The organism is Nakamurella lactea DSM 19367, from assembly GCF_000426645.1.
In the GTDB taxonomy this organism is placed as follows: domain Bacteria; phylum Actinomycetota; class Actinomycetes; order Mycobacteriales; family Nakamurellaceae; genus Nakamurella; species Nakamurella lactea.
This window is the reverse complement of sequence record NZ_KE384549.1, coordinates 134,242-157,302: the sequence shown is the minus strand read 5'-3', so window position 1 is coordinate 157,302 and position 23,061 is coordinate 134,242. Positions and strand designations below refer to the sequence as shown.

Genomic DNA, 23,061 nt, shown 5'->3' with positions numbered 1-23,061 from the left:
ACCCAGTGGCAGAGAGACGTCGCGAGAAGCAGCTCGCCTATTCGGAGATTCAGGCCGAGATGTCAAGGGTCGAAACCCGGACTCAGAAGGCCCAGAAGATTCATGCCGTGCTCGATCATGTCCTCGGTAGCGACTGGGTTCACCGGGCCACGATGCTCGATGTGGGTTCCTCTGTCGGCTTCAACGTGGAAGCGGCGGCCAAGCGCGGCGTGACCTCAATCGGCGTCGACATCGACGTTCCCGGGCTGGCACGGGCGCGCGCCGAGCGGGACCCCCGCTGCATCTTCGTGTGTGGTGATGGCGAAGCCCTTCCATTCGCCGACGACAGCATCGATGTGGTGGTGTTCAACCACATCTACGAGCATGTGGTCGACCCGGACGCCGTGATCGCCGAGATCTACCGGGTGCTCTCCCCCACCGGCGTCGTCTATCTCGGGCTCGGCAACAAGCTCGGCGTGATGGAGCCGCATCACCGATTGCCGTTCCTGTCATGGCTGCCGCAGGGCCTGGCCGATCGGTACATGAAGGTCGGCCGGAAGGGCGATCACTACTACGAGAGCTACCGCACCATCGGCGGTCTGAAGAAGATGCTACGCAAGTTCTACGTCACCGACTACAGCTTCAGCATCATCGCCCACCCCGAGGAGTTCGCGGCGGGCGACCAGGTCGGCGGCCGTGCCGCGTCGTTGGTCCGCAAGACGCCGGCACCGGTGCGCAGCGCCGGCCGACAGCTATTGCCGACAGTGATCTGGCTGGCCAGCAAGTCCGAACTGCGCCCGGCGGGCCCGGCGCTGGCCATCGCCCCGGAGACCGTCGTCCGGCCTTTCTGATCCTGCGGTTCCGTTCGACGCCGTCAGCGGGAACGTACTGATCGAACAGGTAGCGTGCGGTGACCGTCCGACCGCGTCAGCGTGGCCACCGCCCGCTCTGCCCCTACCAGACGCAGTGGACTCTGGCTGAGGCCCAGACGGCGTCACCCTGGGTGGAGTCAGAGTTGGCCGAGGCGTACAGAATGAGGCGACCGCTTCGGATTGCAGTCGTGTACGACTGAGCCGGCTGCCCCATGTCGGCGTTCATTGTCGGCGACGATGTCGGAGAGCCCTTCGGCGCATCCCAGAACGCCTGGAAACTGCCGACGGTGGCCGATCCATTGTCGTCGATGCCGTACTTCGTGTCGAACTTCGAGCAGCGCGCCACCTGATCCCATTCGTAACCCGCGTCCAGGTGCAGCCCTTCGGCGCTCAACGAATGTAGGTAGCTGACCCCCCCGACGCTGTACGTGCCGCCACCTGGCGCCGGTGCTGGGAAGGAATACGTGTTCGTGTGGGCCAGCTCGTTGAGGTAGTACCAGCTGCGGACCCGTACATCCTTGTACGACGAGTTCGAGGGCGCCCGGTTCGGTCCGCCGGCGAAGCGCACCTGATAGGCCGTGCTCCAGGTCGGCTTCAGGTAGAAGACGTAATTGCCACCTGCTTTGGTAGCCGCCTGGGCCACCTTCCGATAGCTGGATTCGTTGTGCTGACGCGCGTACAGCGAGACCCACCTACCCGGCAACGCGTCACCATTCACCGCCCGATAGAGCTTGCCGCTGACCGTCACGCCCGTCGATACATCAACCTCGCTCGCCGAGACCCTGATACTGACCTTGGTCGCTGTTGTCCTCGATGCGGCAGACGTCACCGCGACAGTGGCCGCCGCGGCCGGCGGAATGGCCGTCGTCCGCACTTCCGCGCCCGCGACGGCCGGCTGGACCACACCGATCAGAACGGCCGCGATCGCCACGACCGCACCGGAAATCCGATTCGACCCGATTTCACCCATGCGGCAACGTTAGTCCGCGGCGTGCCGGCCGGCACCTGATGTCAGGCGACGCCTGGGTCGGACTTCGTCAACAGGGACGTGCGGTCCGGATAGGGCAGGGTCGGTGTGAGGCCGCCATAGATACGTTCGGTCAGCCCGCTGGCGGCAATCGCGTCCACATAACGCTTGCGGTGCGAATTGTCGAAGATGATCACGCCACCCGGCGCCAGTCGGTCGACGGCGATCCGCAGGCAGGCCTCGCGTGCCCGGCCGTCCACTACCACCACGTCGAAATCACCCTCGACCGTGTCGATCGCGTGCACGTAGTCGTAGAAGTCCAGGTGTTCGCTGCCGATCTTCGCCGAGCCGATTCTCGGCGCTTCGGAGGCTGGTGCGTCCACCTGTAGGAAGGTCACGTTTTTCAGCTTCGCCAACTCGGGTCGCATCATGTCGGCGAACCCGCGGTGATGCTCGACCGAGAAGATCTCGTCCGCCCGAGCGGACAGCCAGAACGTGCTGGCGCCCGAGCCGTACTCAAAGACCCGGATCGGCTTCGACCTGGCGGACAGCCAACCGTCGACCGCATCGATGGATCGATAGGTCCACCACGGCACGCCCAGCTCGGCCATGCCCAGCGAGTCGTGAATTCTGGTGAGGCTGAACAGCCAATGGCGGATGCGCCGATCTCCTGGCGGCGGACTGCTCGGAAGCACGTGCAGACGAATCAGGATTGCGCCGGCACCGCGCGCCGATTTGGCATAGGCGCTCTTGGCTCGCCAGGCGAGGGTGCCCCGCGGCGAAGTGTCAGCGGTCGTTCTCCGTTGGCGGGCTGCCACTCAGGTCTCCAACTGTCCGATTTCGGCCGGGCGACGTCGCCCGGCCCAGCGTACGGTGAGCAACCCGGCGATCCCGCCGACAGCATCCACCACGATCAGAAATACTCTGGCGACTCCGGCGACCGCGGTGGCCGGGCCGATCGCCATTCCGCAGGCGACGATGAACAGTAGCTCCCGGATCCCCGCTCCGGCGGGTACCGGCACGGCCAGAAATCCGACGATCCAGGCGACCACGGCGGCGAACGCCACTCTGGCCGGTTGCTGCTCGAATCCCAGCGCCGCGGTGATCACCGACGACGCCGCGCCGACAGCCAACCAGGTCGGAGTGGCCAGTGCGATCAGCCCGAGCATCGCCGACCACCGGGGCGCGGTCAGGTCCAGCCGGCCCTTGGTGACGCGCTTCGCCAGGGCGAGCAGCCGACCGAAGACCGCCGGATGCACCACGACTATGCCAATCGGCACCAGGGCGATCAGCATCAACTCCGGTCCGAACCGGCCGCCGTCGAGCGCGAAGAACGGGACCAGCAGGCCACAGGCGACGCCTCCGCCCACACACATCAACGCCAACGAGAACAGCGTGGTGGCGTAGGCGGTCGACCGCGATACTCCGGCGCGTCGGGCCAGTTCACCGCGTCCGACGACCGTCCAGATGCCACCCGGCAGATACTTGCCGAGCTCGCCGGCGAAATACCAGGACGACACCTCGGCCACGCCCCGCCGGACGCCGAACACGGCCAGACAGCGCCACCAGAGAACCGCCAGCAGCCACATGCCGATCCCGCCCAGCAGCAGCGCCAGCAGCAACAGCCACAGGTTGGCATGCCGCAGTGCCGCCGACACCGTCGGCCATTCGCGGACCAGGATGCGCACGCAGAGACCGACGGCGACGATCGCGATGACGAACCCAACGATCTTGACGAGCTGCGTCAGCAGACGTCGGCGTGACCCGCCGACCGGTGGTGCCGCCCCCTCGGCGCTGGCCGTCGGATGCTGCGCGCCCGGGGCGTCGGAAGAGGATGTCATCGCCACGGGACTCTACCGGGGGATGCCGCCGACACCCGCATCCGACGGCGGGGGCCCAGCTATGAATCCGGCGAGAATCTCACTCCGGATTCGGGACTCGTCACACCCGCGAACCGCGGGCGCATCGTCAGGTCAGATGTCCGCGCTCGGACGACTTGAGCAATTCGACGATCTGTTTGACGTCCTGTGCCCGCTCGCGGCTGGCCACCAGCAGGGCGTCCGGGGTGTCGACGATCACGACGTCCTTCAGGCCGAGCAGCACCACGGTACGGCCGCCGGTGACCACCGTGCCGGTGGCGTCCTGCAGAATCACCGACGCCGGATCGCCCAACACCTTGGCCGATGCGCCGGCGGCGGCCGGCAGCAGCGCCGACAACGAGGCGAAGTCGCCGACGTCGTCCCAGTCGAACCCGGCCGGGATGACGGCCACCCGGCCGTCGGCGGCGGCCGGCTCCGCCACGGCATGATCGATCGCGATCTTGGTCAGTCCCGGCCAGACGCTGTCCAGCTCGGCCTGCCCTGCGGCCAGCTGCCGCAACCCGGCAGCCAGCTCGGGCTGATACCCGGCGATCATGTCCATCAGCACCGACGCCCGAACCACGAACATGCCGGCGTTCCAGCGGTAGTCGCCGCCGTCCAGGTAGCGCTGCGCCGTGGCCTCGTCGGGTTTCTCGACGAATTCGGCCACTCGGCGTGCGGACGGCGCGCCGTCGACATCCAGGGCGTCACCGAGCCGGATGTATCCGAATCCGGACGAGGGGAAGGTCGGCTCGATGCCGATCGTCACGAGTTGGCCGGTCCGCGCCACGGCCACTGCCTCGCGGACACAGTCACGGAAGGCTTCGGCGTCGGCAATGACATGGTCGGCGGCGAACGAACCCAGCACGGCGGACGGATCCCTGACCTCGAGCAGCGCCGCGGCCCAGCCGATGGCCGGCATCGAATCCATGGGAGACGGCTCGGCCAGGATCGACTCGGCTGCCAGCTCCGGTAGCTGCTCGGCGACGGCAGCGGCGTGCGCATTGCCTGTCACGACCATCAGCCGCTCGCCGCACAGCGGCGCCAGCCGATCGACCGTGGCTTGGATCAGCGTGCGGCCCGATCCGGTCAGGTCGTGCAGGAATTTCGGCGCGCCTGCCCTGGACAGTGGCCACAGACGAGTGCCGGCGCCGCCGGCCGGAATCACCGCCCAGAAGTCGTCGATGGCCGGTCGGACGTTGCCTGATGTCATGTGAGAGTTGTCCCTTTCGAGCACTATTCGGCCGGCTGGTTCTCGGCCCGGACCATCCGGGCGACGATCTCATCGAACGGGACGGTGGGCGCCCAACCGAGGAGTTGGCCGGCCTTGCTCGGGTCGCCGATCTGCTCTACAGCATCGACCGGCCGGAAAAACCGCGGATCGACCCGCACGTACTGGTTCCAGTCGTCGATTCCCGCCGCGACGAAGGCGGCAGCCACGAAGTCCCGCACTGTGTGCTCCACGCCGGTCGCGATGACGTAGTCCCCGGGCACCGCGTGCCGGGCTGCCCTGACCATGGCGTCCACATAATCCGGGGCCCAGCCCCAATCGCGGCGAGCATCCAAATTGCCGAGCGCCAACTGCTCGGTGTCGCCGCCGGCTATTCGGGCTGCCGCCTGAGTGATCTTCCGAGTGACGAACGACGATGGCCGGCGCGGCGATTCGTGGTTGTACAAGATGAGCGAGCACGCGTGAAGTCCACGTGCTCGGTAGACCCCGACCAGATGATGGGCATATGCCTTCGCCGCACCGTACGGGCTGACCGGCGCGATCGGGGTGCTTTCGTTCTGGGGACTCCGCTGCGGATTGCCGAACATTTCGGCGCTGGATGCCTGGACGAACCTGACCGGGTTGCCGCTCTCGGTCAGCTGCCAGGCAGTCTGCAGCAGCACCGCCACCGCCACCCCGGTGACTTCCGCCGTCAGCGTGGGCTGTTCCCACGATTGAGCCACCGACGAGATGCCGGCGAGGTTGTAGACCTCACTCGGCTTGAGCACGCGGAGCAAGTCGCGCATGCCCTCCGTGTCCGTCAGGTCGCCGGTGTGCAGCTGCGCCTGCGGCAAACGCTGCAGAAGCCCGGACGCGGCCTCATCGCCGTCTCTGACGAGCCCATGGATCTCCGCGCCGTCGTTCGACAATTGCTCGGCAAGGTACCCGCCGTCCTGACCGGTGATCCCGGTGATCAGGACCCGTTCGGTGCCGTGCGTCATCGGCGCGGTTACTTCCCGGCCAGCGCGCGCTGCTTCTCGACGTCGGAGTCCACCATCATGGTGACCAGCTCCGGGAAGCCGACCTTCGGCTCCCAGCCCAGCTTCTCCTTGGCCTTGGCCGGATCGCCGATCAGCAGGTCGACCTCGGCCGGACGGAAGAACTGCGGATCGACGAAGACGAACTTCTCCCAGTCGTCGATGCCGACCCGCTTGAACGCGACGTCCAGCAGTTCACGGATCGAGTGGGTCTCACCGGTGGCCACGACGTAGTCGTCGGCCTCGTCGGCCTGCAGCATCCGCCACATCGCATCGACGTAGTCGCCGGCAAACCCCCAGTCGCGCTTGGCATCCAGGTTGCCCAGCGACACCTTGTCCTGCAGCCCGAGCGAGATCCGGGCGACGGCCTGGGTCACCTTGCGGGTGACGAACTCCGGGCCGCGACGCGGCGACTCGTGGTTGAACAGGATCCCGGAGCTGGCGTGCATGCCGTAGGACTCGCGGTAGTTGATGGTCATGTAGTGGCCGTAGACCTTCGCCACGCCGTACGGCGAACGAGGCCAGAGCAGCGTGCTCTCGCGCTGGGGCACCTCCTGCACCTTGCCGAACATCTCCGACGACGACGCCTGGTAGAAGCGGACCTTGCTCAGATCGTTGCCGGCGTACAGCCGGGTCGCCTCGAGCACATTGAGCACGCCGTTACCGGTGACGTCGGTGGTGAGCTTGGCGTTCTCCCAGGAGTACGCCACGAAGGAGATGGCTCCGAGGTTGTAGACCTCATCCGGCTGCGCGGTGTTGAACGCGCGCATCAGGCTGGACAGGTCGGTGATGTCGCCGGTGATCAGCTTGACGCCGGGCACCTCGCTCTCGACCAGCGCGCGCTTCGGGTTGTTCTGCCCGCGGATCAGGCCGTAGACCTCGTAGCCCTTGTCGATCAGCTGCTCCGAAAGGTAGAGGCCGTCCTGGCCGGTGATTCCGGTGATGAAAGCGCGGGGCATGGGACTCCTTGTCACGGATGGGCACAGCGAATCGGGTGTCATCCTAACGGTGGGACCGCGCGCCTTCGTCCCCGAGCGACCGGCGTGGGCACCTAACATGAACGATATGGAGCCCGCGAGCCGCCTCGAGCAGCGCTTCAACGATCTCACTGACTACTTGGTCAGCGCCCGGTGGGCGACCGCGGATGCGATCTACGACTCGACGCTCCTGACCCGCACGTTGACCTGTCCTGTGTGTGGGCACAGCGGCGGACGGGACCGCTACCGGACGCACGAGTCAGAGTGTCAGTTCGGCGGCGGGCGCCTGCAACGCTACGAGTGCCCAGATTGCGACTTCGTCTTCGGACCGATGAAGATGCTCGATCTGGGCGCATCTCAACTAGCGGCCGAGTACGGCGTGCTTTACGACAGGTACAGCGAGAGCGACTCGACTGCCGAGGAACGTCGGGCGTTCGAGTCATGCTCACCTGAAGCTGGAGGGCTGTATCTCAACTGGGGCTGCGGGATCTGGGCGAGCACCATCAGCTCACTTCGAGCTGAGGGCTGGGATGTCTGGGGCTACGAGCCGATCGCACGATCCGAATCTCCGTTCGTCGCGGGAAGCCGGGGCGAGCTGTCGGCGCGATTCGACGCGATCTTTTCGAACAACCTCATCGAGCACCTACAGGATCCGGTCGCGGACTTCGCTGCCATGCGCGAACATCTCAAGCCAGGTGGACTGATGACTCACGCAACGGCTTGCTACGACCTTGCTATCGAAAACACCCGATTTCACCTGAGCTTCTTCCTCGGCCGGTCCGTGCAGGAGCTGGCGAACCGGAGCGGCTTCGAGATCGTAGATCGCGTCCGCGACGGCGCGTACCTGGCGGTTACCTTCCGCGCCCGCGTATGACGACATTGCGCCCTGCGGGGACTGCGCAACTCGTGCCGCTCGGCCCCGTCCGGCCGTGATCAATCCCACCCGTCGCAGCCTCGGGCTCCAGGCCGCACGTCACAGCACGGTTACTATCCCGGAGTGAGCATTGAACCCGGCACTGAGCCGACTCCCCCGGATCAGAGTGACGAGTCCGAGCTTCGACAAGCCCGGGAGCGCATCCGAAAACTCAGCTCCGAACTGGCAGCCGCCCGGTCGAACGAGCAGGCAGCATTGGCGACAGCGATCGCCTGGCGAACCCGCGCCGTGGCGAGTTGGGCCACCACCGCAGCCGCGGCACGGCCTATGTCGTCCTCGGATGAGTTGGAGTTTCTGCGTAGCCACACTCACGCCGTGACCCAAGAGCTCGAGGCAATCCGTCACACGCTTTCCTGGCGGGTGACCAAGCCGCTGCGATCGGTCCGAACGGTCCTCAAGGTGGTCGGTCGGTGACTCGGGCAACCGAAATCAGCGCCGCCGAAAGCGCCCGGTTCGCCCTGGCACAGCGCCTCCGCAGCGCGGCCGACCTGCTGTTCGACGCAGGGCAACCCGGTCGCGTCGAGGATCCGGCTGACGACGCGGCAACCGTTCTCGACGCCTTGATCCGCCAGCTGGGAGATCAGCCGGCCGCCGACCAGGTGTGGCTGGTGTTGACCGCTCTGGCCGCCGCATATCCAACTCGGGACGAAGTGGCGCAAGCCCGCCGGATCCTCAAGCTGGAGACAACAGATCAAGCGGCCATCGAGCTGCTCGACCTGGGGCTGGCGCTGGCGCAGGACCATGGCGAACCGCTCTCGGAGATGGAGGTGCTGACCCACGGTGTGCTGGTCGACGTCGATCACTCGGCCAAGCACGATTTACACACCGGCATCCAGCGGGTGGTCCGAAACCTGTTGCCGGAATGGGACCAGCGCCACCAGGTGACTCTTGCGGTGTGGACCGAGTCCGGCGGTGCGCTCCGTCTGCTCGATGACCGCGAAACAAGCCGCGTTCTCGATTGGTCGTCGTCCACCGCCGCCCGTCCTGACCACCAGGGCGCACCCGTCTCCCCCCGGGACGGTGATGTCGTGACGCAGCCGATCCGAACCCGGATTGTGGTCCCATGGCACAGCGTGGTCGCCCTGGTGGAAGTGCCGCCCTCGGGCGTCAGCGACCGACTCGCGTCCGTCGGTGCCTGGTCGGGAAGCAGACTGGTGGCCATCGGATACGACGCAATCCCGATCGTTTCCGCCGACCTCGTCCCACCGGCTGACGCCGGCAAATTTGTCCGATACCTCACTGCCCTGAAATTCTCCTCGCGGATCGCCGGCATCTCCGCCGCGGCGGCGACGGAGATGCAGGGATTCGTCGAAATGCTGCCGACCCAGGGACTCGTCGGGCCGCAGGTGTTCTCGGTGATGCTGCCCGATCCGCCGGCCGCGATCGCCGACACAGTTATCGCTGCGGTCGGCACACCCTTGGTGCTCGTGGTCGGTTCACACGAGCCACGAAAGAATCATCTGGCCGTTCTGCATTGTGCCGAGCGGCTCTGGCGTGACGGGCTCAATTTCCGCTTGCGTTTCATCGGCGGAAGCGGCTGGGGTCGTGACTTCCCGCGCCGCGCCGCGGACTTGGTAGCCGCCGGTCGCCCCGTCGAGGTCCTCAAAGCGGCCTCCGACGAGATCCTCGAACGTTCCTATCGGGAAGCCTCGTTCTCGGTCTTCCCATCGATCCATGAGGGATACGGATTGCCGGTCGTGGAATCGCTTTCGTTCGGCACTCCGGTGATCACCACCAGGTACGGCTCGACGGCCGAGATAGCCGTCGGCGGTGGCACCCTGACCATCGACCCACGCGAGGATGCGGAGCTGTTCACCGCGATGAGAACTCTGCTGACCGAGCCCGAGCGACTGGCGGTACTGCGGTCCGAGATCGCCGGACGCGGCGGCCGCAGCTGGGCAGAATATGCCGAAGAACTGTGGTCGCGCCTGGTCGAGCCCGAACTGGGCGCAGTCAGGACGGAGGAGGACACGCATGCCGATCAGTGATCGCGTTCGCTCCGTCCTGGTGCGCAGACGCGCGCCGAGGCTGACACTCGAAGCCCTGGCCAATGACATCGACGGGCACGGTGCGAGCAGGCGGGACGCCCTCCGTCAGCGGATAGGCGTGTTGATCTCAGCCCTCAACGGCCGGATGCCTGGCGCCAAGAACACCGCCTCATTGGTGGCACGACTGCAAGACCTGCTGACGCCGATGGACCCGGAGAAGACCTGGCTCACCCTCGCCGTTCTAGAAGGGAAGCTGCCTGACACCGCGAGGGTGATCGCCATCCATCGAGCGGCCGAACTCGACGGCGTTCTGGCCGCTCTTCGTGCCGGTCTGTGGAACGGGCCACTCCCCCGGCTCCTCGATGCCGGCCCCTGGCGCCAAGTCTCGGTCGTCACCGACCGCGTCGTTGTCGATGTGCATCACACGTCGCGTACAGACTTCGCCACCGGTATTCAACGGGTCACCCGTGAGGCGACCCGTCGATGGGCCGCCGACCACCGTCCGTTGATGATCGGTTGGACGGACGATCTCACCGCGATGCGCGCGTTGTCCGCCGCTGAAGCTCATCGGGCCTTTTGGGGCGGACCGCCGGTGACCATCCCAGAAAACGATCCGTTGGTGGTTCCATGGGGCTGCCGGTACCTGTTACCTGAGCTGGCGGCAGAGGTCGAGCGCACAGGTCGGGTGCAGGCACTCGCCAAATACTCGCGCAGCACCTTCGGAGCGATCGGATATGACCTGGTTCCGGTCACCACAGCGGAGACGGCCCATCATGGGCTGATTCCGGGCTTCACCCGCAACCTGGTCGCGCTCCGCGGTGCGGCTGTGGTAGTGCCGATCTCACATGCCGCCGCCGGCGAATACCGGGGGTGGCGGAAGATGCTCGACAGTATCGACGTCCAGGGGCCGCGGATCGAGCCTGTGGTCCTGGCCTCCGAACCGCCCGCACCCTCCAGAACACGGCGAAAGATCGCCGGGGAGCGGTTGCTGCTCGGGGAGCTTCCGATGGTGCTGGTGGTCGGCAGTCACGAACCTCGCAAGAACCATGTTGCCGTGCTGCACGCCGCCGAGGTGCTGTGGCGCGAAGGTCTTAGGTTCTCCCTGACCTTCATCGGCGGCAACGCCTGGAACTCGGATATTTTCACCGCCGACCTGCAGAAACTCCAGCTGGCGGGTCGGCCGGTCGAAACGATCTCGGCCGCCAAGGACGATCTGCTGTGGGGCGCCTACGAGCTAGCGAGGTTCACCGTCTTTCCCTCCGTGAACGAAGGTTTCGGGTTGCCGATCGTCGAGTCGTTGTCCGTCGGCACACCGGTGATCACCTCGAACTTCGGGTCGATGAAGGAGATCGCCGACGCCGGTGGCGGCGCGCTACTCGTCAATCCCCGGGACGACGCATCCATCGTCGAAGCCATGCGCACGCTGCTCGTCGACGACGCTTTGCTCGACGAGTTGGGCAGGCAGGCATTGGCCCGTGAACAACGCACCTGGGACCAATACGCGCGCGAGACCTGGGAGGCACTGATGGGAACGATGCCCACACCAACGGTGTTGTCCCCAGATAGATCGACGCGAACGGGGCTGGCGGAGTCCGAGGTGATGAGTCGATGAGCGTGCACGATCTGGAGCGGGACAAGCGCGCTGCGAGACTGGCAACCGAACCGTTGGTACCTGCCGGTCCGACTACCGGATTCCTCGCCGGCACCGGGGCATCCATTCGTGGCGTGTGGCAATATCGCGAACTGCTGCGACTGTTGGTCCGCCGCGAACTCAAAGCGCGGTACAAGGACAGCGTATTGGGCTTCCTTTGGACGCTCATCAAGCCACTAGCAATGCTTTTGGTCTACTACTTCGCCATCGGCAAGTTCCTCGGCGCGGAACGCTCGATCCCCGAGTTCGCGATCTACATCTTCGCAGGATTGACTGCATGGACACTCTTTTCCGAGATCGTCTCGACCGGTACCGGATCGATCGTCGGAAATGGCGGATTGGTCAAGAAGATCTATCTCCCGCGGGAGGTGTTTCCACTCTCGGTGATCGGCTCCGCGCTCGTCAATTTCTTCATTCAGTTGGCCATTCTCTACGTCGCGACGTTGCTGACCGGGAGCCCACCCGGTCTCGACCGACTGGTCTTTGTAGTGGCCGGCATCGCCATCATCTTGATCTGGGCGACCGCCTGGGCATTCTTGCTGTCTGCGGTCAACGTGTACCTCCGCGACGTGCAGTGGCTGGTCGAGATCGCCCTGATGGTGGGGTTCTGGGCCTCGCCGATCGTCTACTCCTGGGAACAGGTGTCCGGACAGATCGGTGGGACCATCTGGGGCGACCTCTATCTTGCCAACCCCGTGACGATCGCGGTGATGTACTTCCAGCGTGGGTTGTGGGTGGCGGGATCCGACAAGCCACAGCCGACCGGGCTCGGTGTCCATGCTGCCGCGGCCCTTGTCGTCGGACTGATTTTGCTGTGGGTCTTCCAGCGGGTCTTCGCCCGTCTACAGGCCAACTTCGCCCAGGAGCTGTGACATGACCGGATCACCTACCGTCGTTCGTGTCCAGGACGTGTCGAAGCGCTTCGTCATCCGTAAGGAGAAGTCACTCAAAGAGCGGCTGGTGAACTTCGGGCGCTCGAACAGGCACAAGGAAGATTTCTGGGCACTCCGGAACGTCAACGTCGAAATTGGCGCAGGTTCGACGGTCGGATTGATCGGTGCGAACGGGTCGGGCAAATCGACGCTACTCAAGCTGATCGGTGGCATCCTTCACCCCACATCCGGAACCGTCGAGCACCGGGGCAGGATCGCGGCTCTCCTGGAGTTGGGAGCAGGATTTCATCCTGACCTCACCGGCCGCGAGAACGTCTACCTCAACGCATCAATCCTGGGCCTGACGACAAAGCAAACGAACAAGTACTTCGACGCCATCGTCGACTTTTCCGGCATCGAGCCGTTCATCGACACCCAGGTCAAGTTCTACTCGTCCGGCATGTACGTCCGGCTGGCCTTCGCCGTAGCGGTTCACGTGGATCCGGACGTGTTGCTGGTGGACGAGGTACTCAGCGTCGGTGACGAACCCTTCCAGCGCAAGTGCATGGACCGGATCCGCGAGTTCCAGAGCGAGGGTCGGACAATCATCGTCGTGACCCACTCGATGGATCAGGTGGCCGACCTCTGTGACCGGGCCATCGTTCTCGACCACGGCAATGTCGAGGTCGACGGCGATCCGATCGACGCACTCCGGCATCTGCGCTCGGACTTCGAGGAGATGAGACGGGAGGACATCTCTCGGGAACAACACGATTCCCTCGAACCCCAGACCGCCGCAAGAGTGACGGCGGTCCGCATCACCGACCATCTGGGCCGACCGCTGGATGCCATCACCACCGGAGGCGATGTCGATGTGCACCTCGATATCACCGCGGACGGCACGCTGGACCATCCCCTCATCGGCGTCGGGATCGACAACTCCCTCGGTCAAACTGTCTACGCCACGAGTACGAAAATGATGCAGCTTGCCATCCCGGAGATCTCGGGCAGCCGTTCGTTCACCTTTCGGCTTCCACACCTGGCGCTCAACGAAGGTCAGTACGACATCACGGGAACGATCTACCGGACGAACGGGACAGAAATCCACCGGTACGCAAATGGCGCGCCTCTCAGCGTGGAGACCCTGGGCCACAGTTTCGGATTCATCGACGTCCGGGCGACGTTGCTCGAGCACGAAGACACCTCAGCTACCGTTGAACGATGACCAACGGTCCCTTCGTCTCCTACGCTCAAAACCGTGAGGACGTCGTTCTGCATCGTGCCCTTGGCGGGATAACCAAGGGCCGGTACATCGATATCGGCGCGAACGATCCAGAGATCGATTCAGTCACCAGAGCCTTCTACGACACGGGTTGGCGTGGCATCACCGTGGAGCCGGTCCACGCCTACGCCGAACGTCATCGTGAACAACGCCCCGAGGATCTGCTGTTCGAAGTCGCAGTAACGGCCGAACCAACTGGCACAGTCGTGTTCTACCAGATTCCAGAAACCGGCCTGTCGACTCTCAGCGAACCGCTCTCAAAGAGTCACGAAGCCACCGGGCGTGGCAAGGCCCAACGTATAGAAGTTCCGACGCGACGGCTCGACGACCTGCTCGAGGAGGCGGGGTGGGATCACGCGGACATCCATTTCATGTCGGTCGATGTCGAGGGTGCCGAGGGCGAGGTGCTGAAGAGCATCGATCTCGACCGGTGGCGACCTTGGATCATCGTCGCGGAAGCCCTCGAGCCAGACACGACCAACCCCTCTCACGAACAATGGGAACCGCCACTGTTTGCAGCGGACTACCGATTCGGACTGTTCGACGGACTTTCGAGGTTCTACATCGCAGGCGAACACTGGGATGAGCTGCACGATAAAGTGACTATCCCAGCGAACGTGCTCGACAACTATGAGCTTGCAAAGACGATCAACGCAAGGCGTGAGATAACCCGACTCAACGGTGAAGTCCAACGGCTGACCGACGACCAAACCTCTCTTTTACAAGACCGCATCAACCATGTTGCGGAACGTGACCAACTGACCGCCGACCGAGACCGACTTGCGCGACGGCTCAATCAGGTCGAAGAAGATCTGCGAAACCTAGGCGCGCAGCTTTCGGAAGTCCGTATACGTGAGCGCACCTCACACCAGGCCGCAGACAGGTGGAAGAAAGATGCGGAGGCAGCCAAAGCTGCCGCAGCCAACAGTGCAGCTGCTGCATCCATCGAACTACATCGTCTCCAATCCCACGCGAACAGGCTTCAAATAGAGCTTCAAGCAACCCATGAAACTCTCTCTTGGAAGGTAACCAAACCGCTACGTGTGCTCCGGCGGGCTTTAAGCCGCTGGAGTCAGTAACCCCAGACACCAGCTCGACTAATCATGGTAGATAACCTCCGCCCGATTAGGTCTCGGCGATAGGATCTCGTGAGCAGATCGAGCTACAACGTCAACGATCTCGTCCTCGCCTCCGAGTCCGACCCTTGTGAGAGTCGCAGCTAATCGAGTGGCAAGATCTTTTCGCCGACCAAACGCACCGACTTCCTCGATCATTCCTGCTAAGTCATCAGCATAGCGGTCTGCAGTATGTTCGCGAGAAATGTATTGTTTGGCGCGCTCCCCCATTGCGCGCATCGCGGTCAGATCGCCGACGAGGTCAACCAGCCTCATCCCAACCTCATCAACTCGTATCGGAACCTCCACGCGCGCAACGGAGTCCGCGGGCAGCTCTGCATAGTGCCCACTATTTACAGTGATGACAGCAAGTCCGTAGGCCATACTGTCAAGCACGACTGCGCTCGACGCCTCAGTAGAAGGATCACGCAATACAGTGGCGATATCGGCGCGCCGCCGCAGGGCGTGCAGCGTTCGGTCAGACACCTGCCCGAGGACTCGAATACTCTCATCGAGACCGCGCCTACGTACGTCGCGCCTCAACTCCCGTACGCGTGCCGAGCTCCCAAACCCACAAATCACCAACTGCGCCCGCTGCGCAACCCCAGATTTGTCGTAAGCATCAATCACGGTTTCAATGCACTTATTAGGATTCAAACTTCCTGCTTGGACCATCAACAGGCGGTCGTCGAGGAAGTCCAGTCCATCCTCCATCAGCTCATCGTCGCCAAAATGCAGGGCGGGCAGCGGGAAGCGCCACACATCCCCAGCGTAGTCTTGTCGCACAATTTCAGCGGCAAAATCAGAATGCGTAATCACCGCCGTCGCCGTCGCAAGTGCAGCGTCCAGCATCGGGTACTTCAGAACATTTTCGGGATCGTCCGCCCAACTAGACGGATCTGCCAGCATCTCTCCTGCCATCGCTTCGCCGTCCGCGCCATAATACGCTGCCAACTCAGCCTTCAAATTGGTTGGCCCATTCGATAACAGGATGGGCAACATCAGGTGGATCAGCGATACGTCATGTAATATCACAATGCCAGGAACGCTAGCGGTCAGGGACAGGATATCCGCGTGGTTGCGGTAGTGATTCCCAATGTTGTAAATGATGTGGTCATAGCGGGCGAGCCGAACAGCGGCATCTGCTCCCAGCGCCGTTCCTGAGTCCGGCTGTGTGCGGCCACCAGTGCCTTCCCCGAAGTACAGGTCTACGTTCCACCCAAGTCGCTCCCGGATACTGGCAACGATCAAAGCACTGAATCGACCTATCGCGCTATGACTACTGAATGGGGTACACCAGGCGATATTCATGCCAGCAGCCTCTCAATCGTAGCGTCCCAGCTGAGATCAAGGCCATGAACCGCGGCCTGGGCCGCCATTCCCATCCTTTCGACCCCGGCGATGTCGGAGGACAACAAATCAATCTTGACTGCCAGAGACTCAGCATTGGGTTCAGCAATCAGGCCAGTCACACCGTCACGAACCAACTCTAGAACCCCGCCTGAATCTGACGCCGACAAGACCGGCTTTGCCGAATACATCGCTTCGGCAGTAACGTACCCATAGGAATCTTCGTCGACAGGCAGATAAGCGACTGCCCTTGCGCCGCTGATCAGGTCGACCTTCTCCATGTCAGTAATATACCGAGGGAGCAGTTCGACTCTATCCGATAGATCGAACCGATCAATCAGTTCTTGAAGCACGGTAAGATCCGCCGGCGTCTCTGGCTGGCCAGCTACAACTAAGCGAAGAGCGGACGCAGTCACGCTCATTGCTTCGACAAGGAGATGCTGACGCTTAGCAGCCGTGACTCGGCCGATAGCGAGGAGGTAATCGCCATAGGGACCACTCTTAAACGAAGCGACATCGTTGTGAGGAGCAAGCAAGACAGGCGCCTCGAACCCATTGAAGTGCGACAGTCGCGCGGCCGTCACGGTCGAGTTGCAATAGATCGCCCTCGATTCCTCGAATGCGCGATCATCTGCCTTACGAATCGACGCGCGTAGGGCCCTTCCAGCGCTGGTTGTGGGAATATCTTGCAAATCCGTTCCCCAAAGGTCGTAGGCTTGCCGGAACTGGTGCAGCAGCCAAATGACCTTGTTTGGATGCGGTACAAGGTAGGCCGGAAACTTCAGTGCGATGACCATGTCAGCTTCTGGGATTTCCAAGGAGGCGGCCGCGAACATCGATTCCGCCACATCGAGAGGCGAGGCCCAACGCATCGGAATTTTCACATGCTCCACCTCGTGGCCGCGCATCACAAGTTGAGCGACCAGGCTGTCGGCCAGGTACTCAGCGCCGCCGCGGAGGAACGGGACTGATGCATTGAGAACGGCCAACTTCATGCTAGCAACCTTTCAATGACGTGGTCCCACGAAATGTTCAGCGCTTCGACTCTCTGTCGTTGAGCGGCGCCCAAGTCCTGCGCCAGCGCGCGATCCTCATAGAGCCTGTCGAACGCAGCAGCCAACTCTACTGACGTTGGTGCGCAGACGATTCCGTTGACACCGTCCTTTACAAGCTCCAACACACCACCGCTGTCGGCTGTAGTCACAATCGGCTTTCCCGCCGCGACGGCTTCAAGCCCAGCGAAGCCGTACGAGTCCTCCCTCAATGGGATGTACACCACACCGAGCGCGTCGGTCAACAGACTGCGCTTCGTACGTTCCGAAATGACTGTATGCATGAACGCAACTCGGTTGCCCACGCCAAGCCGGTCGATTTCTGCAAATATCTTCATCGCGTACCCGCTGCCAGCGTCACTCCCGGCAAGTACAAGCTTCACCGGATTGCGCGTCTCGGCGACCGCCTGCACCGCCAACAGTTGCCGCTTGTGATCAACGACTCTTGAAACATAGACCAGTGTGTCTTCAAAAGGCCCCGAGTCAAACGTCAACGATTCGCCCAACGGCGGGTACAGCACTTCCCCGTTGATGCCGTTGTAGTCGGAGAGGCGGCCCGCCATTGCCGCCGAGTTCACGAACACGCCCTCGCATTCTCCAAGGGCAACATCGTCGGACGCGAACAACATGCGCCGGAATTCTCTCCCATCGGCGTCATCCTTGACCTGAGGATACCTGTCGAAGAGGTCATAGGCGGCACGATGGTGATGCAGAAACCAGACGACCTTACTGTGGTGCCGGACAAGATGACTCGGCGTTCGAATGGCTATCAACCGGTCACCATGACCGGTGAAATCCCACTGCCGCAGGCCTACAAGCTGGGCGGGAAGACTGGCGGCATCGCCGTGAACCGGTATCCGGTAGGTTTCAACCTCGTGCCCGCGGTTTTCAAGCGCCTCCACCAGCCAGTCAACTATCAAGGTTGCGCCACCAAAGACAAAAGGCGTAATACTGGTCGCTATGATCACCTTCACCGCTCGTACCTCGAACTGGTCATATGGAATACGACACGTTCGCAAATCCGCTCTATATCTGTATCCCGCAGCTGCGTGTGTGTCGGCAGCGATATTCCGGTAGCCGCGAGCCTATCAGCGACGGGATAGTTGGCCTCCGGCTCGCTGTACGGCGGCATCTGGTGCATCGGGTAGAACACCGGCCGTGTCTCGATTCGATCCGCCGCCATCGCGGCGATGACCCGGTCCCGTTGGCCGTCCGAATCGACGTCCAGGTGCACGGTGTACAGCCAGTTCACTGATTCGCTCCACGGTGGTGCGACCGGAATCCGGATGCCTGGCTGGTCGGCCAGCAGGCGATCGTAGGCCGCCGCGAGCTCGCGGCGCCGGGCAATCTTACGGTCGATGTCCTCAAGCTGGGCAAGCCCGATCGCGGCCGCGATGTTCGTCATCCGATAGTTGTAGCCGACTACCGGGAACCAGTAGCGGCGCTGCGGATCCATCCCCTGGCCGCGCAGCAGCCGGAGCCGGTCTGCCAGCGCGGCGTCGTTGGTGGTGACCGCCCCACCCTCGCCGGTGGTGATGATCTTGTTACCGAAGAAACTGAACGACGCACAGTCGCCGAGTGTGCCGACGGCGCCGGCGCGGCCACGCGCACCGTGGGCCTCGGCTGCGTCCTCGACAACGGCGATCTCCGCCTCGGCAGCGATCGCGTTGATGGAGTCCATGTCTGCGACATTGCCGTACAGGTGTACCGGCATCACTGCTTTGGTGCGCGGGGTGATCTTGCGCTGAACATCGGCCGGGTCAAGGGTCATCCCGATCGGCTCCGAGTCGGCGAACACCGGTGTCGCACCGCAGTAGGTCACCGCGTTGGCAGATGCGATATAGGTGAGCGTGGGCACGATCACCTCGTCGCCGGGACCGACACCCAGGGCCGCCAGTGCCAGGTGCAGCGCGGTCGTCCCGTTGTTGGTGACCACTGCGTGGTCGGCGCCGCAGAAGGCGGCGAAGGCGGCCTCGAAGTCCTTCACGAACCGGCCCGCTGACGAGATCCAGGTGGTGTCGAGACACTCCTGCACGTACTTGGACTCGTTGCCGCTCAGCTCGGGAGCGGCAATCTGAATCATCCGCCGATCGTTCACGACTTCCTCCTTATCGGCCGGGCAGGCACCCCTACCACGGTGGTTCCTTCAGGGACATTGCCTATCACCGTCGAACCCGCACCTACCGTGCACCACGCCCCGACGATCGTCTCCGGGATCACCGACGTCCCGACCCCGAGAAACGCGCCTTGGCCGATTTCGACAGTCCCGGCCAACGTGGAGCCTGGGCCCAAGTGAGCGAAGGCACCGACCGTGCAGTCGTGATCGATGGAGGCGTTGGTGTTGATGATCGCGCCAGCTCCGACCACTGAGTACGGGCCGACCGTGGCCCCGTGCATGACAAACGTGCCGGCTTCGATCCGTGCAGTCGGCGACACGATCGCCCGCCCCGACACGGCGGCCGGAGTACCGAAACCCAACGCATGCAGTTGTCCGGTCAACCGCTGCCGGACCCGGTTGTCGCCCACCGCGACGAACGCCGCCGTCGTTCCGGAAGCCAACAAGGCGGGCAGCAGGTCATCGTCACCGAGGTAGTCCGCCTGGAGCGGTCCGCCGGGCGGGTCACCTACACATCCTCGGACGACGAAGTTGGTGGTCGCCAGCACATCGAGACAACTCCGGGCATGGCCCCCGGTTCCCAGGACGATCGCTTCAGTCACTGCCGGGTGACCTTGGTCGGACCTTCTGCGACTGCTCTTCGAGGCGGTGTTCGAGAACATCGACACGGTCTTCGATCCCCCGCAGCGTGATCGCCATCCTGTCCAGCTGATCCATAACGCCGCAGTCGACGCGCCATTGCCAATCCCGGCTCTTGATCAGCTCGCCATGCAGGACAGCTAGATCGTCCCGCAGCCGCATATTTCCGGACTCCTCGCTCGCGCGGCGATCGACCGCCAGCGACTTCATCTGGTGCGCCATCTCGACAGTGACCTGCCTGGTGCGGGCCGATGCGGTAAAGATCTCGCGCACTGCCGACCGGAACCGCCGGCGCCGACGCAGCACGTCTCGCACCAGCGTTCTCGTTGGCAGGCCCACGACTGCCTCGGGCTCGATGTCTGCTGCCAAAGGGCTATCCGATTCGTCGACAATGGGGGCAGGCTCGGGTCGGCTGGCCTGTAGCTGGTCGGTGCGAGGCGGGAATCGCAGGGCTGCGGCCGCTTCCTGGGAAGCGAGAATGCCGTCAAGCAGGTCGCGGTGGGTGATGGCCCCAGCGGCCAGCGCCTGCCGGTTAGCCAGCATCCCCTCAGAGTCCGGCAACCTGCCGAGCGCGGTCAGGTAGACGCCCGTCACGAATACATCGTTGAGATCGTCCGGAACGTTCGCACCTAGGTGGACTGCCTCGTCGGAGCCAAGCAGTCCAGCCGAAACGGTCGACGGCGAATCACCGTCCCGCAACCGCTGCACGTTCAACCGCAGACCTGCCGCGTCCGGTACGCGGTTCAGGATCGTCACGTACAGGCCATAGACCCAGGCATCCTCGATTTCCGGAGCACGGTCCAGCCGACCAACCTCCAGAGCGTCCGGCGCCGAACGGCTGAGCAGGTGCGTCCCGTTGCCGACCATGCTCGCCTTGACCAACTTGCTGAAGGCTGCGGCGGAGAAATACTCTCGCCCATGATCGGGCTGCATCGGGCGGACACGGTTGCCTGCAACCGATGCGGTCGCACCGCTGCTGCGGCCGTCTCCGCCGGTCCTCATGGCGCCGACCTTTGAGCTTTGGGACATGCACCCCTCCGTCACTGGTCGCTGGCAACGTCGACCTGTGCGCTGACCAGCCGGGGTCGAACCCTACCATTCCTGATGGCCATAGTCCGGCCGGCACTCGGGTGATCGATGCTCAACATCCAGGTCCTTTCCGCAGAGCTATCCCGGTGCTGGTCTCGGTGGCCTCGAACCGTCCATCGGTGGCGATCTGCTGGGCTCGCGCGCGAAGTTTCGGTTCGACTATCGGACCCTCCGCCGTGGTGATGCCGCCCTTGAACAGCGAGACATAGGTGAGGACAACGACATCTGCATCGGTGTTCAGCAATCGGCAGGCCGCGTCCGGGAAGGTCGGCTTCCCATAGGCGGCAATCGCATCGGACACGCTTTCAGGCCACTCGCCTCGGCTGAGTTCGTGGTTCTTGTCAACGCCGACGTTGTACGACTGCCCACCAGTGAACGGGACGATGGCAGTGGCCAGGAAGTCGTTGGTGGACGGCAGGATCAGTGCACGCTCGCCCGGTTGGATCATGGTGCGCAGATTAGGCTCGAACACGTCCCTGATGAACTCAACGTGATCATGCGCGGCCGCCCTATCCCGCAGTTGATAGGAAATGGCGCTGGATGAATCGACCAATAATAGAACGGCCAAAACTGGTGCCAGCAACCGCCACCGTCGGGATCGCCAGACCATTACCAGCCCGACACAGGCGATCAGCACCAATGCCAGCCGAGTGACAGTAAAGGTCCGATAAGTAGCCCGCATATCCATGAAGCCAGGAACATGCTCGTACAGCCACGCTGTCGGCAGCGAGAGCACCGCCTGGTCGGCCGGCATGTTGCTGCCGACAACGGTTCCCGACGGGAAATTCGCCACCTTCAGAGCAGGTCCTAGCGCCAGTAACAACGCCAATAGTCCGGCGATACTCAGCGCCAATAGTTCCCGCCCACGCCAGGTCGAGCGACGCATCGCACCCATCACCACAGCCACCACGATCAGTCCAGCGGTGACAATCCCGATATAATTGCCGAGCTGATTGTCCGGCACCCCCCACAGTTTCTGTAGGATTGCCTTCCACGGCATGTCGCGCGACCACCAGTTCGCCGGCGACGGCACGACGAGCGTGAGTAAATCGAGCCCGTAGAACCGGAACGCACCGATGCCGACCGAAGGATGAGAACTGCCGCTGGGGATGTACGCCAGATAGGCAACAGTCCCCGAGAGCAGCCCGACGATCCACGACCCGGCTCCCCACAGTTTCTGGGACCGTGTCGGGCCAGCAGACAACAGCCATCCGATCCCGAGGCATGCGATCGCCACCGCACCGCCAATGAACGAATACCCGTCGGTGAAGACCATTACCCAAGAGGTCATTGCCGCGATGGTAACGGCAGTCCACCTGCGGTCGGCGGCGAACATGTCGAAGGACTTGAGTGCCAGCCACAGCGCCGCCGGCAGTAGTACATACCCTGTGAATGTGAACGTGTATCCGTTCAACATCAGCACCGTCGGCGACGAAAGGTAAACGTAGGCGCCGAGCGATCCGATCCAGATAGGGGCTCCCCACCGGCGAAGCAGGGAAAAGGCGCCAGCGAATCCGACCACGATGCAGATCGCGCTCATTAGCCGGTAGGCCTGCCATGCGTCCACCCATGGCAGATAGCTCAGCCATGCGCCTATATAGGTTTCTGGCAGGCCGGAGAGCAGCGGGGAGCCGAGTGGCTCGCCAACCTGCGAGCACCAGTTGGCAAATGCGTCGAATCCGCTGTTCGCGGTGCACTCGATATTCCCGGCGCCGAGGAACCAGGCCAGCGCCGGCGGCGACAAACGCGGGAAGAATCCGGTCAGCGCCAACACCATCGTCAACGGCGGTACGGTCCAGCCGAGCACGATCAGGCGGTGTCGCCAAGTCGGCCCGCGCTTGCCAGTGACCGGATCGTCACCTTGTAGGGCCTCGTCGCTCGGAGTCCGCTCGTCAAGCACTGCAGGCCCGCTGTCCGCCGCATTCGAGGCCGGGATGGCGTCACTCGCCGAGGAGAACGTCCGCGATACGGCAGCGTCGTCAGCCCGCTCGGTATTGGAATTCACCATTTGCAGACTCCTTTCCTCACATCACGCCTAGCATCCGGACAGATCGAAACATCGATCCGTCAGC

20 protein-coding genes are annotated in these 23,061 nt (G+C 63.4%); 7 read left to right on the top strand and 13 right to left on the bottom strand.

Annotated features, from left to right (window positions below):
- The first annotated feature begins 5 nt into the window (after positions 1-5).
- Positions 6-830, top strand: a complete 825-nt coding sequence (locus tag K340_RS0121580) for a class I SAM-dependent methyltransferase (protein WP_029138223.1) — start codon at positions 6-8, stop codon at positions 828-830.
- A 103-nt stretch (positions 831-933) separates the two neighbouring features.
- On the opposite strand, the gene K340_RS0121575 is transcribed toward K340_RS0121580, so the two are convergent.
- The 6 genes from K340_RS0121575 to K340_RS0121550 form a co-directional block, all read right to left on the bottom strand.
- The gene (locus K340_RS0121575; protein WP_029138222.1) at positions 934-1,821 is read right to left on the bottom strand and encodes a hypothetical protein; all 888 of its coding nucleotides are present in this window, start codon (positions 1,819-1,821) and stop codon (positions 934-936) included.
- A 41-nt stretch (positions 1,822-1,862) separates the two neighbouring features.
- Positions 1,863-2,429, bottom strand: coding sequence for a class I SAM-dependent methyltransferase (locus K340_RS32260; RefSeq protein ID WP_154674418.1), 567 nt, complete (start codon positions 2,427-2,429; stop codon positions 1,863-1,865).
- A gap of 207 nt (positions 2,430-2,636) precedes the next feature.
- Positions 2,637-3,659, bottom strand: a complete 1,023-nt coding sequence (locus K340_RS0121565) for a lysylphosphatidylglycerol synthase domain-containing protein (RefSeq protein WP_029138221.1) — start codon at positions 3,657-3,659, stop codon at positions 2,637-2,639.
- Between the two features lie 127 nt (positions 3,660-3,786).
- A complete protein-coding gene (locus K340_RS0121560; protein ID WP_029138220.1) occupies positions 3,787-4,890 on the bottom strand; it encodes a mannose-1-phosphate guanylyltransferase in 1,104 nt (367 codons plus the stop codon).
- Between the two features lie 23 nt (positions 4,891-4,913).
- Positions 4,914-5,888, bottom strand: a complete 975-nt coding sequence (locus tag K340_RS0121555; RefSeq protein ID WP_029138219.1) for a GDP-mannose 4,6-dehydratase — start codon at positions 5,886-5,888, stop codon at positions 4,914-4,916.
- A gap of 8 nt (positions 5,889-5,896) precedes the next feature.
- Positions 5,897-6,883 (bottom strand): GDP-mannose 4,6-dehydratase, encoded by a 987-nt coding sequence (locus K340_RS0121550; protein WP_029138218.1) that lies wholly within the window; start codon positions 6,881-6,883, stop codon positions 5,897-5,899.
- A 106-nt stretch (positions 6,884-6,989) separates the two neighbouring features.
- On the opposite strand from K340_RS0121550, the gene K340_RS32255 reads away from it, so the two are divergent.
- The 6 genes from K340_RS32255 to K340_RS35405 all read left to right on the top strand — a co-directional run bounded on the left by K340_RS32255 (position 6,990) and on the right by K340_RS35405 (position 14,707).
- Positions 6,990-7,775, top strand: coding sequence for a class I SAM-dependent methyltransferase (locus K340_RS32255; protein ID WP_161632161.1), 786 nt, complete (start codon positions 6,990-6,992; stop codon positions 7,773-7,775).
- A 470-nt stretch (positions 7,776-8,245) separates the two neighbouring features.
- Positions 8,246-9,823, top strand: a complete 1,578-nt coding sequence (locus tag K340_RS0121540; RefSeq protein ID WP_029138217.1) for a glycosyltransferase — start codon at positions 8,246-8,248, stop codon at positions 9,821-9,823.
- 118 nt (positions 9,824-9,941) lie between these two features.
- Positions 9,942-11,435, top strand: a complete 1,494-nt coding sequence (locus K340_RS0121535) for a glycosyltransferase family 4 protein (protein ID WP_029138216.1) — start codon at positions 9,942-9,944, stop codon at positions 11,433-11,435.
- Positions 11,432-12,346: an ABC transporter permease gene (locus K340_RS0121530; protein ID WP_029138215.1), complete on the top strand. Its 915-nt coding sequence runs from the start codon at positions 11,432-11,434 to the stop codon at positions 12,344-12,346. The genes K340_RS0121535 and K340_RS0121530 overlap by 4 nt, the downstream gene beginning before the upstream one ends.
- 1 nt (position 12,347) lies before the next feature.
- Complete coding sequence (locus tag K340_RS32250) at positions 12,348-13,571, top strand: ABC transporter ATP-binding protein (protein WP_051267148.1); 1,224 nt, start codon at positions 12,348-12,350, stop codon at positions 13,569-13,571.
- Entirely contained in the window at positions 13,568-14,707 is a 1,140-nt protein-coding gene (locus tag K340_RS35405) for an FkbM family methyltransferase (protein WP_084614736.1), read from the top strand. The genes K340_RS32250 and K340_RS35405 overlap by 4 nt, the downstream gene beginning before the upstream one ends.
- A gap of 18 nt (positions 14,708-14,725) precedes the next feature.
- On the opposite strand, the gene K340_RS35400 is transcribed toward K340_RS35405, so the two are convergent.
- The 7 genes from K340_RS35400 to K340_RS0121490 all read right to left on the bottom strand — a co-directional run bounded on the left by K340_RS35400 (position 14,726) and on the right by K340_RS0121490 (position 22,997).
- Positions 14,726-16,054 (bottom strand): glycosyltransferase, encoded by a 1,329-nt coding sequence (locus K340_RS35400; protein ID WP_084614735.1) that lies wholly within the window; start codon positions 16,052-16,054, stop codon positions 14,726-14,728.
- Complete coding sequence (locus tag K340_RS0121515) at positions 16,051-17,088, bottom strand: glycosyltransferase family 4 protein (RefSeq protein ID WP_029138213.1); 1,038 nt, start codon at positions 17,086-17,088, stop codon at positions 16,051-16,053. Before K340_RS0121515 ends, K340_RS35400 begins: the two co-directional genes overlap by 4 nt.
- Positions 17,085-18,119 carry a glycosyltransferase family 4 protein gene (locus K340_RS0121510; protein WP_029138212.1) on the bottom strand — a complete coding sequence of 345 codons (1,035 nt, stop codon included), beginning with the start codon at positions 18,117-18,119 and terminating at the stop codon, positions 17,085-17,087. Before K340_RS0121510 ends, K340_RS0121515 begins: the two co-directional genes overlap by 4 nt.
- On the bottom strand, positions 18,116-19,243 hold the full coding sequence (locus K340_RS0121505) for a DegT/DnrJ/EryC1/StrS family aminotransferase (protein ID WP_029138211.1): 1,128 nt from the start codon (positions 19,241-19,243) through the stop codon (positions 18,116-18,118). Before K340_RS0121505 ends, K340_RS0121510 begins: the two co-directional genes overlap by 4 nt.
- The gene (locus K340_RS0121500; RefSeq protein WP_084614835.1) at positions 19,240-19,923 is read right to left on the bottom strand and encodes an acetyltransferase; all 684 of its coding nucleotides are present in this window, start codon (positions 19,921-19,923) and stop codon (positions 19,240-19,242) included. Before K340_RS0121500 ends, K340_RS0121505 begins: the two co-directional genes overlap by 4 nt.
- Positions 19,856-20,929: a DUF4214 domain-containing protein gene (locus tag K340_RS0121495; RefSeq protein WP_084614734.1), complete on the bottom strand. Its 1,074-nt coding sequence runs from the start codon at positions 20,927-20,929 to the stop codon at positions 19,856-19,858. The genes K340_RS0121500 and K340_RS0121495 overlap by 68 nt, the downstream gene beginning before the upstream one ends.
- 112 nt (positions 20,930-21,041) lie before the next feature.
- Positions 21,042-22,997 carry a hypothetical protein gene (locus K340_RS0121490; protein WP_029138208.1) on the bottom strand — a complete coding sequence of 652 codons (1,956 nt, stop codon included), beginning with the start codon at positions 22,995-22,997 and terminating at the stop codon, positions 21,042-21,044.
- Positions 22,998-23,061 lie beyond the last annotated feature (64 nt).

Coding starts and splice junctions, on each gene's coding strand:
- K340_RS0121500 (WP_084614835.1), bottom strand. CDS start 19,923: ATGTTCTCGAACACCGCCTCGAAGAGCAGTCGCAGAAGGTCCGACCAA.
- K340_RS0121550 (WP_029138218.1), bottom strand. CDS start 6,883: ATGCCCCGCGCTTTCATCACCGGAATCACCGGCCAGGACGGCCTCTAC.
- K340_RS35405 (WP_084614736.1), top strand. CDS start 13,568: ATGACCAACGGTCCCTTCGTCTCCTACGCTCAAAACCGTGAGGACGTC.
- K340_RS0121565 (WP_029138221.1), bottom strand. CDS start 3,659: ATGACATCCTCTTCCGACGCCCCGGGCGCGCAGCATCCGACGGCCAGC.
- K340_RS0121555 (WP_029138219.1), bottom strand. CDS start 5,888: ATGACGCACGGCACCGAACGGGTCCTGATCACCGGGATCACCGGTCAG.
- K340_RS35400 (WP_084614735.1), bottom strand. CDS start 16,054: ATGAATATCGCCTGGTGTACCCCATTCAGTAGTCATAGCGCGATAGGT.
- K340_RS32260 (WP_154674418.1), bottom strand. CDS start 2,429: ATGGCCGAGCTGGGCGTGCCGTGGTGGACCTATCGATCCATCGATGCG.
- K340_RS0121575 (WP_029138222.1), bottom strand. CDS start 1,821: ATGGGTGAAATCGGGTCGAATCGGATTTCCGGTGCGGTCGTGGCGATC.
- K340_RS32250 (WP_051267148.1), top strand. CDS start 12,348: ATGACCGGATCACCTACCGTCGTTCGTGTCCAGGACGTGTCGAAGCGC.
- K340_RS0121515 (WP_029138213.1), bottom strand. CDS start 17,088: ATGAAGTTGGCCGTTCTCAATGCATCAGTCCCGTTCCTCCGCGGCGGC.
- K340_RS0121530 (WP_029138215.1), top strand. CDS start 11,432: ATGAGCGTGCACGATCTGGAGCGGGACAAGCGCGCTGCGAGACTGGCA.
- K340_RS0121495 (WP_084614734.1), bottom strand. CDS start 20,929: ATGTCCCAAAGCTCAAAGGTCGGCGCCATGAGGACCGGCGGAGACGGC.
- K340_RS0121490 (WP_029138208.1), bottom strand. CDS start 22,997: ATGGTGAATTCCAATACCGAGCGGGCTGACGACGCTGCCGTATCGCGG.
- K340_RS0121560 (WP_029138220.1), bottom strand. CDS start 4,890: ATGACATCAGGCAACGTCCGACCGGCCATCGACGACTTCTGGGCGGTG.
- K340_RS32255 (WP_161632161.1), top strand. CDS start 6,990: ATGGAGCCCGCGAGCCGCCTCGAGCAGCGCTTCAACGATCTCACTGAC.